Origin of the sequence: Stenotrophomonas sp. SORGH_AS_0282 (assembly GCF_030818125.1) — a bacterium.
In the GTDB taxonomy this organism is placed as follows: domain Bacteria; phylum Pseudomonadota; class Gammaproteobacteria; order Xanthomonadales; family Xanthomonadaceae; genus Stenotrophomonas; species Stenotrophomonas rhizophila_A.
In genome coordinates, this window is the sequence record NZ_JAUTAB010000001.1 from 1,638,732 (window position 1) to 1,654,047 (window position 15,316).

Below are 15,316 nucleotides of genomic sequence, written 5' to 3' on the forward strand. Positions count from 1 at the left end.
CGCCGCTTTCGTAGTCCCCACCGCCCGCGCCGTTTGGCAGCGGGCGGTGCCGGGTCTACCGTTCGGATATTCGGACAGCCAAACGCTGCGGGGCCCGCCTCGCTAACGAATACATATATTGGAGCTGCACCATGAAGCTGATTCTCATCCAGAAGGTCACCAACCTCGGCGGCCTGGGCGACCAGGTTGAAGTGAAGCCGGGCTACGGCCGCAACTTCCTCGTCCCGACCGGCAAGGCCGTTCCGGCCACCGCCGCCAACGTGGCCGAGTTCGAGGCCAAGCGCGCCGAGTACCAGGCCAAGGCCGATTCGATCCTGGCCGACGCCGAAGCCCGCAAGGCTGCGCTGGAAGGCAAGAGCGTCACCGTTGCCGCCAATGCATCGACCGAAGGCAAGCTGTTCGGTTCGGTCGGCCCGCGTGACATCGCCGAAGCCTTCACCAAGGCCGGCCTGCCGCTGGAAAAGAGCGAAGTCATCCTGGGCGAAGGCGCCTTCCGCAACGTGGGCGAGTACGAGGTGGTCATCCACCTGCACGCCGACGTCGAAACCACCGTCAAGGTGGTGGTGGAAGCCGAAGCCTGATCCCTGCCGCAAGGCTGGAATCGCTGAAACGGGCGCCCGCGAGGGTGCCCGTTTTTGTTTCCGGGCGACTAAACCCGGTAGCGCCGACCGTTGGTCGGCCTCGGAAACTGCCCGCTCGCCCCTAACCGCCCGCAAAACACCCGCGCCGTTATACTCGGCCCATCGCGACTGTCCTAAAGCCAACCACGCCATGCGTCTGTCCACGATCAAGTTGTCCGGCTTCAAGTCCTTCGTAGACCCGACCACCCTGCATCTGCCCACCAACATGACCGGCGTGGTCGGGCCCAATGGTTGTGGCAAGTCCAACATCATCGATGCGGTGCGCTGGGTCATGGGCGAGAGCTCGGCCAGCCGCCTGCGTGGCGATTCGCTCACCGACGTGATCTTCTCCGGCTCGTCCGCGCGCAAGCCCGTGTCGCAGGCGACCGTCGAACTGATCTTCGACAATACCGACCACACCATCAGCGGCGAGTACGCCTCGTTCAACGAAATCTCGGTCAAGCGCACCGTCAGCCGCGACGGCAGCAGCAACTATTACCTCAACGGCACCAAGTGCCGCCGCCGCGACATCACCGACCTGTTCCTCGGCACCGGCCTGGGCCCGCGCAGTTACTCCATCATCGAACAGGGCATGATCAGCCAGATCATCGAAGCCCGGCCCGAAGACCTGCGCGTTTACCTGGAAGAAGCCGCCGGCATCTCCAAGTACAAGGAGCGCCGCAAGGAAACCGAGACCCGCATCCGCCACACCCGCGAGAACCTCGACCGACTGGGCGATCTGCGCGAGGAAATCGGCAAGCAGCTCGAACACCTCAAGCGCCAGGCCCGCCAGGCCGAGCAGTACCAGGGCCTGCAGGAAGAGCGGCGGGTCAAGGATGCCGAGTGGAAGGCACTCGAGTTCCGCAACCTCGATACCCGCCTCAGCGGCCTGCGTGAAGCGCTGTCCCAGGAAGAAACCCGCCTGCAGCAGTTCATCGCCGAACAGCGCGACGCGGAAGCCCGCATCGAAACCAGCCGCGTGCGCCGCGAAGAAGCCGCCGATGCCCTGAGCACCGCCCAGGCCGAGGTCTACCAGGTGGGCAGCACCCTGGCCCGGCTGGAACAGCAGATCCAGCACCAGCGCGAAATGTCCCAGCGCCTGCACAAGGCCCGCGACGAAACCCAGCAGGCGCTGGCCGAACTGGGCCAGCACATCAGCGGCGACGAAGCCCGGCTGATGGTTTTGCGCGAAGCGGTGGAGCTGGCCGAGCCGCAGCTCGAACAGCTGCAGGAAGAAAACGAGATCAAGCAGGAAGCCCTGCGCGACGCCGAGGCCAGACTGGCCGACTGGCAGGCGCGCTGGGAAGCACATACCCGCACGACCTCCGAAGCCTCGCGCGCCGGTGAAGTAGAGCGCACCCGCGTCGACTACCTTGACCGCCAGGTGCTCGAAGCCGATCGTCGCCGCGAAGCCCTCACTGGCGAGCGCACCGGGCTGGACCTGGACGCGCTGGCCGAAGTGTTCGAAGCGCTGCAGCTGCAGCACGAAACCCAGAAAGCCTCGCTGGACGGGCTCACCGAGCAGGTGGAAGCCCGCAAGGAAGCCGTGGCCGGCCTGCAGGAGCGCCAGCGCACCGGGCAGACCGAGCTCGCCGAGATCCGCAAGCAGGCCCAGGCCGCGCGTGGCCGGCTGTCCTCGCTGGAAACCCTGCAGCAGGCTGCGCTCGGGCAGGAGCAGGGCGCCGCGGTGGCGTGGCTCAAGCAGCACGGGCTGGATTCGGGCGCGCGCGTCGGCGAACGCCTCACGGTGGAGAGCGGCTGGGAAAACGCCGTGGAAAGCGCGCTGGGCCAGCTGATCGAAGGCGTGCTGGTCGATGCACCGGAGCAGCTGGTGGGCGCACTGGCCGAGCTGGGTGACGGGCGCATCGCGCTTGTCTCCGCCGACCAGAGCCCGCTGCAGGTCGCCACGACCTCGCTGGCGGCCAAGGTGGAGGGCCCCACCGCGATCCGCCGCCTGCTGGCCCGCCTGCATGCCGCCGAGGACCTGGAACAGGCGCGTGCGCTGCAGGCCTCGCTGGGCGAGGGCGATTCGGTGATCACCCGGGGCGGCGAACGCCTGGGCGAAGGCTGGGTGCGCGTGTCGCGCTCGGGCGCGGCCAAGCAGGGCGCGCTGCTGCGCGAACGCGAGATCGTCAGCCTGCGCGAACAGATCGATACCCTGCAGGAACGCGAAGCCGAGCTGGAGAACCGGCTGGCCGGGTTCCGTGACCAGCTGCTGGCCGGCGAACAGCAGCGCGAAGACGCCCAGCGCCAGCTCTACGTTGCCCACCGCAGCGTGTCCGAACTGGGTGGCCAGCTGCAGAGCCAGCAGGGCAAGGTCGAAGCCGCCCGCAACCGCATCGACCGCATCGAAGGCGAGCTCTCGCAGCTGCTGGAGACGTTGGACGCCAGCCGCGAACAGGTGCGCGAAGCCCGTGCGCGCCTGGATGAAGCGGTCAACAGCATGGGCGACCTGGAATCGGTCCGCCATGCGCTGGAAAGCGAGCGCCGCCAGCTCGGCGAAGCCCGCGACCGCGCCCGCGAAGCCGCGCGCAGCGTGCGCGAGAGTGCGCATTCGCTGGCCCTGACCCTCGAATCGCAGCGCACCCAGGTGGCCTCGCTGAGCCAGGCGCTGGAGCGCATGAGCACCCAGCGTGGCCAGCTTGACTCGCGCCTGGGCGAACTGCATTCCCAGCTCGACGACGGCGATTCGCCGGTGCTGACCCTGGAAGCCGAACACCAGAACGCCCTCGGCGAGCGCGTGCGTGCCGACCGCGTGCTGGGCGAAGCGCGCACGCTGCTGGAAGGCATCGACGCCGAACTGCGCACCTTCGAACAGACCCGCCACCAGCGCGACGAACAGGCCCTGGCCCAGCGCGAGCGCATTTCCCAGCGCAAGCTCGACCAGCAGGCACTGGTGCTCAGCGCGGAACAGCTCACCGCCTCGGTCGAGAAGGCCGGGTTCGTGCTGCAGGATGTGATCAACACCCTGCCCGAAGATGCCCGCATCAGCGACTGGGAACAGACCGTGCACCAGATCGATGGCCGCATGCGCCGGCTCGAGCCGGTCAACCTGGCCGCCATCCAGGAGTACGGCGAGGCCTCGCAGCGTTCGGAGTACCTGGATGCGCAGAACACCGACCTGACCACCGCGCTGGAAACCCTGGAAGACGCCATCCGCAAGATCGACCGCGAGACCCGCGGCCGCTTCAAGGACACCTTCGACCGCGTCAACGCCGGGGTCCAGCAGCTGTATCCGCGCCTGTTTGGTGGCGGCCACGCGTACCTGGAACTGACCGGTGAAGACCTTCTCGACACGGGTGTGACCATCATGGCGCGCCCGCCTGGCAAGCGGGTGTCCAGCATCTCGCTGCTGTCCGGCGGGGAGAAGGCGATGACCGCGGTGGCGCTGGTGTTTGCGATCTTCCAGCTCAACCCGGCGCCGTTCTGCCTGCTGGACGAAGTGGACGCGCCATTGGATGAAGCCAACGTGGGCCGCCTGGCCAACATGGTCAAGGAAATGAGCGAGAAGGTGCAGTTCCTCTTCGTGAGCCACAACAAGGCCACGATGGAGGCAGCGCACCAGCTCTCGGGCGTGACCATGCGCGAGCCGGGCGTCAGCCGCCTGGTCAGCGTGGACCTGGAAGAGGCGGCACGATTGGCGGGCGCGGCCTGACGTGCCATGCTTACCTGAACGTATTTAGCCGGAGACCCCTCGAATGTCCGACATGGCAATGCTCCGCATCGGCATCCTGGCCGCCGGCCTGCTGCTGATTGCTGCGATCTTCCTGTTTGGCCGGCCGCGTAAAAAATCGCAGGGCCGCCGCGTGGAAGGTGCCGACGGTGCTGCAGGCCAGCGCCGTGAACCGCTGCTGGGCGAACAGGAAGCGGGCGCCGCCGGCGCCGGCTTCACTGATGAGAACGGCGTGACCCAGGCCGAACTGGGCCTGCCCGAGGTGGATGTCAGCCCCGCCAGCGACCTGGGCAAGCGCGCCAGCCAGGATTTCGACAAGATCGTGTCCTTGTTCGTGGCCGCCCGCGCCGGCGAGATGCTGCGTGGCGAAGACATCGTGGTGGCCGCCGAAAAGACCGGCCTGGTGTTCGGCCACATGAACGTGTTCCACCGGCTGGTGGAAGGCCACCCCGAGCGCGGCCCGATCTTCTCCATGGCCAGCATCATGAAGCCGGGCAGTTTCGACATGGCCACCATCCGCGAGATGGAAACCCCGGCCATTGCCTTCTTCCTGACCCTGCCGGCGCCGATGACCGCACTGGATGCCTGGGAAAAGATGCTGCCGACGGTGGAGCGCATGGCCGAGCTGCTCGATGCGGTCGTGCTTGACGACAGCAAGGCCAGCCTCGGCCGCCAGCGCATCGCGCACATCCGTGACGAGCTGCGTGCCTACGACCGGCAGCACCAGGCGCCGCCACTGACCAAAGCCCCGCGCTGGTAACCGTCACCCTTTCAATCCAACTACCGCTGCGAATGCGTCGCGGAACGCGGCCATCTCCGCTTCGGTGCCCACGCTCACGCGGACGACCTGCGGCCAGATCGGCCAGCTGCGGCCGATCACCACGCCACGTTCGGCCATCGCCCTGGTGAATGCCGCGCCATCGCGCTGCACATCGACCATGAAGCAGTTGGCCTCCGTCGGCAGGCAGCGGAAGCCGCGCTTCTGCAGCCATTCCACGGTGGCCTGCCGCACCCGCGTGTTCTGCTCGCGACGCTGTTCCACCAGCCCAGGCTCACGCAGGCTCGCCAGCCCCGCCGCCAACGCCGTCACCGGCAGCGGGTTGTCGCCCAGGCTGGCCAGTTCGCGCAACCGGTCCGGATGGGCGGCGGCCACGCCCAGGCGCAACCCGGCCATTCCGTACAGCTTGGAGAAGGTGCGCAGCACGATCACGTCATCGCGCTGCATCACCTGCGCGATCACCGAGCGCTGCGCGCTGAACTGCAGGTAGGCCTCGTCCACCAGCAGGCGCGTCTGCGCCGGCTTGTTCGCCAGCAGCCAGGCAATGTCGTCGGCGGGCGTGATCGAGCCGGTGGGATTGTTGGGATTGCACAGGTACAGCAATCCGGCGTTGACCTGCCTGGCCGCATCCACCATCGCCCGCACGTCGTGCGCACCATCGGCCCGCAGTGGCACCTTCACCACCGTGGCACCGCGCGCGGCCGCCAGGTCCCCCAGGCTCTCGAAGGTCGGGTCGGCCACCACCAGCCCGGCGCTGGGCGAGGTCCAGACCACGGCGGCACGGTTCAACGGTTCGCTGGAGCCGGGAAACAGCCGCACACGTTCCGCGGCCAGGCCTTCCTGCTGCGCGAACGCATCGCGCAGCTCGCCCGCCAGGGCGAACAGGTAGCGCCCGCTGTCGGCCACGATCGTGCGCGCGGCGGCCTGCGCGGCAGGCGACGGACCGTACGGACTTTCATTGAAGTTGAGCAGCACCGGGCCGGTACCCGCGGCGCGGGCGGGCAGGGCGGCATTGGAAACCGCAGGACCCAGGCCGATACCGGACAGGGCCAGGCCGGTACTGGCCAGCTGCAGGAAGGAACGGCGGGACGTGACGGTCGATGACATGGCGGGAACACCCAAGGCGGGACAATTCCGGCACGCTAGCGCCACGCGGCGGGGCCGGCAAGCCACTTCGGCGGTAGTGCGTCGGAATCCGACGCGCACCGCGCGGGTGGTCGTTGTTCACGGCAGCGCCTAGAATTCACAGCCCTACCAGGATGCCTGTCGCATGAGTCCCAGCCCCGCCCAACGTGCCGAGGTCCTGCGCCGCCAGATCGACGAGGCCGGCAAGGCTTACTACGACCGCGATGAGCAGCTGATCCCCGACGCCGAGTACGACCGCCTGGTGCGTGAACTCGAAGCGCTGGAACAGGCCCACCCGGAGCTGGTGAATGCCGATTCGCCCACGCAGCGGGTCGGTGGCAAGGCGGCCTCGCGCTTTGCCGAGGTGCGCCACGCCGTGCCGATGCTGTCGCTGGGCAACGCCTTCAGCGATGAGGAAGTGCAGGATTTCGTGCGCCGCATCAGTGAGCGCCTGCGCCGCGACACCGTGCGCTTCTCGGCCGAACCCAAGCTCGATGGCCTGGCCATCAGCCTGCGCTACGAAAGCGGCCGCTTCGTGCAGGGCGCCACCCGTGGCGACGGCACCATGGGCGAGGACGTCAGCGCCAACCTGCGCCAGATCAAGGTGATTCCGCACACGCTGCAGGGCAGTGGCTGGCCGCAGGTGCTGGAAGTGCGCGGCGAGGTGTACATGGCCCGCGCCGATTTCGAGGCCTACAACGCCGATGCGCGCCTGCACGAAGGCAAGGTGCTGGCCAACCCGCGCAACGCCGCCGCCGGTTCGCTGCGCCAGCTCGATCCAAAGATGAGCGCGCGGCGCAAGCTGAGCTTCTATGCCTACGGCATCGGCGAAGTGCGGGGCGGTGAACTGCCGCCGACCCATTCGGCCACGCTGGCCCAGCTCAACGAGTGGGGTTTCCCGGTCAGCGAACTGTGCCAGGTAGTGGAGGGCGGCGAGGGCCTGCTGGCCTATTACCGTGACATCGGCGAACGCCGCGACGGCCTGGCCTTCGATATCGACGGCGTGGTCTACAAGCTTGACGACCGTGCCGGGCAGGAACAGATGGGCTTTGTGTCGCGCGCTCCGCGCTGGGCCATCGCGCACAAGTTCCCGGCGCAGGAGCAGACCACCACGGTGGAGGCGATCGAAATCCAGATCGGCCGTACCGGCGCGGCCACCCCGGTGGCGCGCCTGCACCCGGTTGCCGTGGCCGGGGTGATCGTATCCAACGCCACCCTGCACAACGCCGACCAGATCGAGCGGCTGGACGTGCGCGTGGGAGATACGGTGATCGTACGCCGCGCCGGCGATGTCATTCCCGAAGTGGTCAGCGTCATCGCCGACCGCCGCCCGGCGGGCACCTCGCCGTGGCGCATGCCGACCGAGTGCCCGGTATGTGGCTCGGAGATCGTGCGCGAGGAGGGCGCTGCTGCCTGGCGCTGCTCGGGCGAGCTGAGCTGCCCGGCGCAGCGCAAGGAAGCCATCGCGCACTTCGCCTCGCGCCGCGCGATGGATATCGACGGGCTGGGTGATCGTTTCATCGATCTACTGGTCGAAACCGAGGTGATCAGATCACCGGCCGACCTGTACACGCTCACCATCGACGATTTCCTGCTGGTCAAGTTTGTTCTGGACAGCGAGCGCGAGAGCATTGACAGCGACCTTCGCGCGATCATCGCTACCGATGCTAATGAACGGACGCGAGATCTGTTCGGCAAAGAGTCCGACGTGAAGTCTGCTTTCGACCCGGTGAATCTCGCTGGCGACGCTTGGCGGGCATACGTCTTTGGTCTACTCCGGCAGTCCGGAGCGACATTCGATTGGCCGAAGAAGCATGCCAGGAAGTGGGCAGAGAATCTTCGAGACGCGATCAATGCGAGCCGGACCCCAACGCTGGAGCGTTTGATCTTTGCGCTTGGTATCCAGCATGTGGGCGAAAGCACGGCCAAGGCGCTGGCCACCTGGTTCGGTGACCTGGAACTCATCCGCCACCTGCCGTGGCCGCTGTTCAAGCGCGTGCCGGACATCGGCGGTGAAGTGGCGCGCTCGCTCGGCCACTTCTTCGAGCAGCCGGGCAACCAGGAGGCCATCGACGCGTTGCTGCAGGTCGGGCAGGTGCGCATCAGCGACGCCCATCCGCCCAGCGCCAAGCTTCGCGACGGGCTGGACTTCGCGCAGCTGCTGGTCGAGGCCGAAATCCCCGGGATCACCCGCCTGCGCGCGGAGAAACTGGTCGCCATGCTGCCCGATGCCGCCAGCGTGCTGGATGCCGAACCGGTGCAGCTGGTCGCCGCCGGCCTGCCCAATGAAGTGGCGCTGGGCGTGGCCGACTGGCTCGACCACGATGGGCATGGGCCGATGCTGCTCAAGGCCGATGAATACCGGCGCACCCTGCTGGAGCGCGCCCCTGAGGCCACCAGCCAAAGCGAAGGACCGCTCGAGGGCCAGACCGTGGTGTTGACCGGCACGCTCGCCCAGATGAGCCGCGACGAAGCCAAGGAACGCCTGGAAGCGCTGGGCGCCAAAGTCGCCGGCAGCGTCTCGAAAAAGACCTCGTTCGTCGTCGCCGGCACCGAGGCAGGCTCCAAACTCACCAGGGCCACCGAACTGGGCATCGATGTCTGGGACGAAGACCGCCTGGTCGCGTTCCTGGCGGCCCACTGAAAACGGATTGAATCCTTCATGCAGACGTCCCCCCTCGACTTCCGCCTCGCCACCGTCGCCGACACCGAACTGGTGGTCGGCTTGATGCGCGAGTTCTATGCCGAAGACCAGCTGGACTTCGACGAAGCGCGCGTGCGCCGCGCCCTGGCCGCACTGCTGGAAGACCCGCGCAACGGTGAAGTGCTGCTGTGGCTGTCCGAAACCGGTGAGGTCGTTGGCCACGCCGCGCTGGCCATGGGCTTCAGCCTGGAGCAGGGCGGTCATTTCGCGCTGCTCGACGAGCTGTACCTCAGCCATGCCGCACGCGGCCGTGGCCGCGGCAAGCAGGCGCTGGCCATCCTGGAACAGCGCGCCAACGCGCGCGGGGTGGAGCGCATGCGGCTGGAGGTGAACCACCACAACGAGCTGGCGCGCCGGTTGTACCTGGCCACCGGCTATGTCGATGACACCCGCAGCCTGCTCACCCTGCAGCTGGCCAGCCGCCTGCGGGACGCGCGCGCGTGATCGCCACGCTGCGCCAGCGTGCGGCGTTGAACGCGCTGATCCGCGCCTTCTTTGCCGAACGCGACGTGCTTGAAGTGGAAACGCCGATCCTCTCGGCGGCCGGCAACACCGAACCCAACATCGACAGTTTCCACACGCGTTTCAGTGGCCACGTCGATGCGGGCAGCGCCCAGCGTTGGCTGCGCACCTCGCCGGAGTACCCGCTCAAGCGGCTGCTCGCCGCGGGCGTGGGCGACTGCTACGAGCTGGGCCGGGTATTCCGCAACGGCGAAGCGGGGGGACGCCACAATCCCGAGTTCACCATGCTCGAGTGGTACCGGGTGGGCTGGGATCATCGCCGCCTGATCGACGAAACCGTGGCACTGGTGCGCGCGGCACTGGCGCTGGTCGGACGCGACGCGACACTGCAGGTGCTCGACTATCGCAGTCTGTACCAGTCGCACGTGGGGCTGGATCCGTTCGAGGCCAGCCTTGAGCAGCTGCAGGCACCGCTGGCCGAGGTTCGCATCGATGCTGACGGGCTGACCCGCGACGACTGGCTGGACCTGCTGATGACCCACTGCATCCAGCCGCATTTCGGTGATGACCAGATGACGGTGGTGCATGACTGGCCGGCCAGCCAGGCCGCATTGGCGCGGGTGCGGCCGGGCACGCCGCCGCTGGCCGAACGTTTCGAGCTGTACCTGGGCGCGGTCGAGCTGGCCAACGGCTACCACGAGCTCAACGATGCCGACGAACAACGCGCCCGCTTCGTGCGCGACCACGCGGTGCGGCAGGCACGCGGCAGCGTGCTGCCGCCGCTGGACGAGCGACTGCTTGACGCACTGCCCGGGCTGCCGGATTGCGCAGGCGTGGCGGTAGGCGTGGACCGCCTGTTGATGGCGATGAACCGTACCGGCCGGATTGCCGATGTGCTGGCATTCGATTTCGCCCACGCCTGAACGTAGTGAAGTCTCCATGAAAGTGTCTTGCGCGGGTTGCGTGATGATGCTCTGATCACACCCGATGTCGGATGGTGGCGACGTAATCGTTCAGTGGCGGCGTGTATGGAGTTGATGAAACGGGTGGAAGCTGCTGCACCAACGCCGTCCGCCCTGATGTGGCGCCTGCCGGCGTTGGGGCTGGTGCTGTTCGCCTCCTGCCTGCCGCTGTCGGCGTGGGCCGAAACCGGCTATGCCGGGCAGGTAGTGCGCTGCCAGTCGCGCGACATGGAATGGGTGCATTGCGACATGCCGGTCGCCAACGGCGTCGACCTCGTCCGCCAACTGTCCGACAACAGTTGCGTGCGCGGCTCGGAATGGGGCACTGATCGCACCGGGGTGTGGGTCACGCTCGGCTGCCGGGCCGAATTCCGCAGCCGTGGCGCTCCAGGTGCCACCGGTGGCGAACGCAAGGTGCGCCGGGTGCTGCGCTGCGAATCCAATGGCCGCCCGCAGAGCTGCCCGGTGATCCTGCAGGGCGCGCCGGTGCGGCTGCTGCGCCAGTTGTCGGCGATGCCGTGTCGGGAAGGGCACAGCTGGGGCGTCAAGCGCAACGAGGTGTGGGTCACCCGGGGCTGCCAAGGGGACTTCGAGGTGGGCGCGGCCGACGGCAGTGGTTTCCTCGATGTACCGCGCCCGCTGGTCTGCGAATCCAAGTCGCGCCAGCGCCGGTTCTGCGGGGCGGGTATCAGCAAGAGCGCCACGCTGGTCAAGCAGCTGTCCGGCAGCCCCTGCGAGGAAGGCCGCGACTGGGGCTGGGATGCCCGCGGGGTGTGGGTGGACAACGGCTGCCGCGCCGAATTCCATGTGAATTGAGCGCCCGTTACAATGACGGGATGAACGCATCCCCCGACATCGATTACGCCCGCTACGACCACATCCGTCCGATCCTGTGGACCGGTGATTCCCTGCAGCTGCTCGACCAGCGCAAGCTGCCGTTCGTGGTGGAGCATGTGGAATGCCGTGACAGCGACGCGGTGGCCGAGGCCATCCATGCGCTGACCGTTCGCGGCGCGCCGGCCATCGGCATCGCCGCGGCCTGGGGCGTGGTGCTGGCCGCACAGCAGGTGCAGGCCGATGATGGTGCGCACGCGCTGGCCAAGCTGGAACCGGCGCTGCAACGCCTGAACGCGTCACGCCCGACCGCCGTCAACCTGGCCTGGGCGCTGGCACGCATGCGCCGCGCCGTGGCGCCCGCCGGTGCCGACTGGGCGCAGGTGCTGGCCCGCGAAGCGCAGGCCATCGCCGACGAAGACCTGGCCGCCAACCGCCACATGGGCGCGCTGGGCGCCGGCCTGATCGATGCCGGCAGCGGCGTGCTGACCCACTGCAACACCGGCTCGCTGGCCACGGCCGGCTTCGGGACCGCACTGGGCGTGATCCGCGCGGGCATGGCCCAGCACCGCATCGGCCGGGTGTTCGCCGGCGAGACCCGGCCGTGGCTGCAGGGCGCGCGCCTGACCGTGTGGGAGCTGCAGCAGGACGGCATCGACGCCACCCTGATCGCCGATTCGGCCGCTTCGCACCTGATGAAGACCGGGGCAGTGCAGTGGGTGATCGTCGGCGCCGACCGGATCTGTGCCAACGGCGACACCGCCAACAAGATCGGCACCTACCAGCTGGCCATCGCCGCCCGCCACCACGGGGTGAAGTTCATGGTGGTGGCGCCGTCGTCCACGGTGGACATGGACACCGCCAACGGCGACCAGATCGAGATCGAGCAGCGCGACCCGGGCGAGCTGTACGGCGTGGGCGGTACCCGCACCGTGGCCGAAGGCATTGCCGCCTGGAATCCGGTGTTCGACGTCACCCCGGGCGAGCTGATCGACGCCATCGTGACCGAGAAGGGCGTGATCCTGAATCCCACCGTGGCCAACATGCAGGCTGCGTTCGGTTGACCGTGGGCCGGCCAACGGCCGGCGCTACCGGGATGACGTGGCCGTGGGGTTGCGGTAGCGCCGACCGTTGGTCGGCCTTGGCGGTGCCGATCGGCCCTCACATCGGCGGTCTTGCGCAATTGTCCCGAAGCCGCACCTAAGTCCCTGATTCCTGCAGGTAAAAACGCCGTAAATGGCGGCGGAAAGGGCCCCGTTGTGGTAGACTCCGTCAGTTAATCGAGATTCCGACGCCGCCGCCCCGCAAGGGCCGGCGCGACGGACTGGACCGCTACCAGACAACGGAACCCGAATGGCAGAAAACGCCAAGGAAATCATCCAGGTCAACCTGGAAGACGAGATGCGCAAGAGCTACCTCGATTACGCCATGAGCGTGATCGTGGGGCGCGCCCTCCCGGATGCGCGCGATGGCCTCAAGCCGGTGCATCGCCGCGTGCTGTACGCGATGAACGAGCTGAACGCGCACAGCAACAAGCCTTACTACAAGTCGGCGCGTATCGTCGGTGACGTCATCGGCAAGTACCACCCGCATGGCGACCAGTCGGTGTACGACACCCTGGTGCGCATGGCGCAGCCGTTCTCGCTGCGCTACATGCTGGTGGACGGCCAGGGTAACTTCGGTTCGGTCGACGGCGACTCCGCCGCGGCGATGCGTTACACCGAAGCGCGCATGTCGCGGCTCACCCATGAGCTGATGGCCGACATCGACAAGGAAACCGTCGATTTCCAGCCCAACTACGACGAAAAGGAACTGGAGCCGACGGTCATGCCGACCCGGTTCCCGAACCTGCTGGTCAACGGTTCGGCCGGTATCGCGGTGGGCATGGCGACCAACATCCCGCCGCACAACCTGACCGAGGCGATCAACGCCTGCATCGCGCTGATCGAGAACCCCGAGATCGACGTTGACGGCCTGATGGAGTACATCCCGGGCCCGGATTTCCCCACCGCCGGCATCATCAACGGTACCGCCGGCATCGTCGCCGGTTACCGCACCGGTCGTGGCCGGGTACGCATCCGCGCCAAGGCCGATATCGAAGTGGCCGACAACGGCCGCGAATCGATCATCGTCACCGAGATCCCGTACCAGGTGAACAAGGCCCGGTTGATCGAAAAGATCGCCGAGCTGGTCAAGGAAAAGAAGCTCGAAGGCATCAGCGAGCTGCGCGATGAGTCCGACAAGGACGGCATGCGCATCTACATCGAAATCAAGCGCGGCGAGTCGGCGGAAGTTGTGTTGAACAACCTCTACCAGCAGACCCAGATGGAATCGGTGTTCGGCATCAACATGGTGGCGCTGGTCGATGGCCGCCCGCAGTTGATGAACCTCAAGCAGATGCTCGAGGCCTTCGTGCGCCACCGCCGCGAAGTGGTCACCCGCCGCACCGTGTTCGAGCTGCGCAAGGCGCGCGCCCGTGCCCACGTGCTGGAAGGCCTGACCGTTGCGCTGGCCAACATCGACGAGATGATCGAACTGATCAAGACCTCGCCCAATCCCAACGAAGCCCGCGAGCGCATGCTCGCGCGCCTGTGGGAACCGGGCCTGGTCGGTTCGATGCTGGGTGCGGCCGGTGCGGAAACCTCGCGTCCGGAAGACCTGCCGAAGGGCGTGGGCCTGATCGAGGGTGGCTACCAGCTGACCGAGATCCAGGCCACCCAGATCCTGGAAATGCGCCTGCACCGCCTGACCGGGCTGGAGCAGGACCGCCTGACCGAAGAGTACAAGCAGCTGCTGGAAACCATCGCCGGGTTGATCCACATCCTGGAAGATCCGGACCGCCTGCTGCAGGTCATCCGCGAAGAGCTGGTCAACGTGCGCACCGAGTTCGGCGACGAACGCCGCACCGAGATCCGCCACAGCGAAGAAGACCTGGACATCCTGGACCTGATCGCGCCGGAAGACGTGGTGGTCACCGTGTCGCACGCCGGCTACGTCAAGCGCCAGCCGGTCAGTGCCTACCGTGCCCAGCGTCGCGGTGGCCGTGGTCGCAGCGCGGCGTCGACCAAGGAAGAGGATTTCATCGAACAGCTGTGGCTGGTCAACACCCATGACACCCTGCTGACCTTCACCAGCTCGGGCAAGGTGTTCTGGCTGCCGGTACACCAGCTGCCCGAAGCCGGTTCGAATGCGCGTGGGCGCCCGATCATCAACTGGATTCCGCTGGAATCCGGTGAGCGGGTGCAGGCCGTGCTGCCGGTACGCGAGTACGCCGAAGGCCAGTTCGTGTTCTTCGCCACCCGCAACGGCACCGTCAAGAAGACCCCGCTCAGCGAGTTCGCGTTCCGCCTGGCGCGCGGCAAGATCGCGATCAACCTCGACGAGGGTGACGCGCTGGTCGGCGTCGGCTTGACCGATGGCGACCGCGACATCCTGCTGTTCGCCTCCAACGGCAAGACCGTGCGCTTCGGCGAGGACCGGGTCCGCTCGATGGGCCGTACCGCCACCGGCGTGCGCGGCATCAAGATGGCCAAGGGCGAGGAAGTGGTCAGCCTGATCGTGGCCGAACGTGCCGGCGGCAGCGAGGACGAGAGCGAAGACGACGTGCAGGTGGAAGAGACCACGGTCGAGAACGGCGATGCCGTGATCGAAGGTGGCGACGACGACAGCATGCTGTACATCCTGACCGCCACCGAGAACGGCTACGGCAAGCGCACCCCGCTGCCGGATTACCCGCGCAAGGGCCGCGGTACCCAGGGCGTGATCGGCATCCAGACCACCGAGCGCAACGGCAAGCTGGTCAGCGCGGTGCTGATGGGCTCGCGCGACGAGGTCCTGCTGATCTCCGACGGTGGCACCCTGGTGCGTACCCGCGGCTCGGAAATCTCGCGCGTGGGCCGCAACACCCAGGGCGTGACCCTGATCCGCCTGTCCAAGGACGAGAAGCTGCAGGCGGTGGAGCGGATGGATGCGTCCATCGACGATGTCGAGGACGAGGTCGATACGGCGGCAACGCCGGTCGACACCGCCCCGGCACCGGTCGCAGGCGACGAAAACCCGCAGGGTTGATCCACCCGCAACGCACTACGGAGAACGCCGGCCAACGCCGGCGTTCTTCGTTTCCGGCACCTGGAGCCCGCCGGCGCGCTCAATGTCCGG

Annotated in this window: 10 protein-coding genes; 9 read left to right on the forward strand and 1 reads right to left on the reverse strand. The window is 67.3% G+C overall.

Annotated elements, in window-relative coordinates:
• Window positions 1-131 precede the first annotated feature (131 nt).
• The 3 genes from rplI (at window position 132) to zipA (ending at window position 5,053) form a co-directional block, all read left to right on the forward strand.
• On the forward strand, window positions 132-581 hold the full coding sequence (gene rplI / locus QE395_RS07210; protein ID WP_068852873.1) for a 50S ribosomal protein L9: 450 nt from the start codon (window positions 132-134) through the stop codon (window positions 579-581).
• Window positions 582-771: 190 nt separating this feature from the next.
• Window positions 772-4,275 carry a chromosome segregation protein SMC gene (gene smc, locus QE395_RS07215; protein ID WP_306988211.1) on the forward strand — a complete coding sequence of 1,168 codons (3,504 nt, stop codon included), beginning with the start codon at window positions 772-774 and terminating at the stop codon, window positions 4,273-4,275.
• 43 nt (window positions 4,276-4,318) lie between these two features.
• Window positions 4,319-5,053 carry a cell division protein ZipA gene (gene zipA, locus QE395_RS07220; protein WP_306988212.1) on the forward strand — a complete coding sequence of 245 codons (735 nt, stop codon included), beginning with the start codon at window positions 4,319-4,321 and terminating at the stop codon, window positions 5,051-5,053.
• 3 nt (window positions 5,054-5,056) lie between these two features.
• Here the strand turns inward: zipA and QE395_RS07225 are convergent, their stop codons facing one another.
• Window positions 5,057-6,178: a pyridoxal phosphate-dependent aminotransferase gene (locus QE395_RS07225; protein ID WP_306988214.1), complete on the reverse strand. Its 1,122-nt coding sequence runs from the start codon at window positions 6,176-6,178 to the stop codon at window positions 5,057-5,059.
• A gap of 163 nt (window positions 6,179-6,341) precedes the next feature.
• Here QE395_RS07225 and ligA point away from each other — a divergent pair, with 163 nt between their 5' ends.
• The 6 genes from ligA to gyrA all read left to right on the forward strand — a co-directional run bounded on the left by ligA (window position 6,342) and on the right by gyrA (window position 15,226).
• Window positions 6,342-8,840, forward strand: coding sequence for an NAD-dependent DNA ligase LigA (gene ligA / locus QE395_RS07230; RefSeq protein WP_306988216.1), 2,499 nt, complete (start codon window positions 6,342-6,344; stop codon window positions 8,838-8,840).
• A gap of 18 nt (window positions 8,841-8,858) precedes the next feature.
• Window positions 8,859-9,344: a GNAT family N-acetyltransferase gene (locus QE395_RS07235; RefSeq protein ID WP_068852860.1), complete on the forward strand. Its 486-nt coding sequence runs from the start codon at window positions 8,859-8,861 to the stop codon at window positions 9,342-9,344.
• A complete protein-coding gene (epmA, locus tag QE395_RS07240) occupies window positions 9,341-10,285 on the forward strand; it encodes an EF-P lysine aminoacylase EpmA (protein WP_306988219.1) in 945 nt (314 codons plus the stop codon). The genes QE395_RS07235 and epmA overlap by 4 nt, the downstream gene beginning before the upstream one ends.
• Window positions 10,286-10,441: 156 nt before the next feature.
• Window positions 10,442-11,140, forward strand: a complete 699-nt coding sequence (locus QE395_RS07245; protein ID WP_306990449.1) for a DUF3011 domain-containing protein — start codon at window positions 10,442-10,444, stop codon at window positions 11,138-11,140.
• Between the two features lie 20 nt (window positions 11,141-11,160).
• Window positions 11,161-12,222: an S-methyl-5-thioribose-1-phosphate isomerase gene (mtnA, locus tag QE395_RS07250; RefSeq protein WP_306988221.1), complete on the forward strand. Its 1,062-nt coding sequence runs from the start codon at window positions 11,161-11,163 to the stop codon at window positions 12,220-12,222.
• Between the two features lie 289 nt (window positions 12,223-12,511).
• Entirely contained in the window at window positions 12,512-15,226 is a 2,715-nt protein-coding gene (gene gyrA / locus QE395_RS07255) for a DNA gyrase subunit A (protein WP_249832745.1), read from the forward strand.
• Window positions 15,227-15,316: the final 90 nt, after the last annotated feature.

Bases quoted from the DNA above. Each gene is read 5' to 3' on its own strand.
- rplI (WP_068852873.1), top strand. From the start codon at position 132: ATGAAGCTGATTCTCATCCAGAAGGTCACCAACCTCGGCGGCCTGGGC.
- smc (WP_306988211.1), top strand. From the start codon at position 772: ATGCGTCTGTCCACGATCAAGTTGTCCGGCTTCAAGTCCTTCGTAGAC.
- zipA (WP_306988212.1), top strand. From the start codon at position 4,319: ATGTCCGACATGGCAATGCTCCGCATCGGCATCCTGGCCGCCGGCCTG.
- QE395_RS07225 (WP_306988214.1), bottom strand. From the start codon at position 6,178: ATGTCATCGACCGTCACGTCCCGCCGTTCCTTCCTGCAGCTGGCCAGT.
- ligA (WP_306988216.1), top strand. From the start codon at position 6,342: ATGAGTCCCAGCCCCGCCCAACGTGCCGAGGTCCTGCGCCGCCAGATC.
- QE395_RS07235 (WP_068852860.1), top strand. From the start codon at position 8,859: ATGCAGACGTCCCCCCTCGACTTCCGCCTCGCCACCGTCGCCGACACC.
- QE395_RS07245 (WP_306990449.1), top strand. From the start codon at position 10,442: ATGTGGCGCCTGCCGGCGTTGGGGCTGGTGCTGTTCGCCTCCTGCCTG.
- mtnA (WP_306988221.1), top strand. From the start codon at position 11,161: ATGAACGCATCCCCCGACATCGATTACGCCCGCTACGACCACATCCGT.
- gyrA (WP_249832745.1), top strand. From the start codon at position 12,512: ATGGCAGAAAACGCCAAGGAAATCATCCAGGTCAACCTGGAAGACGAG.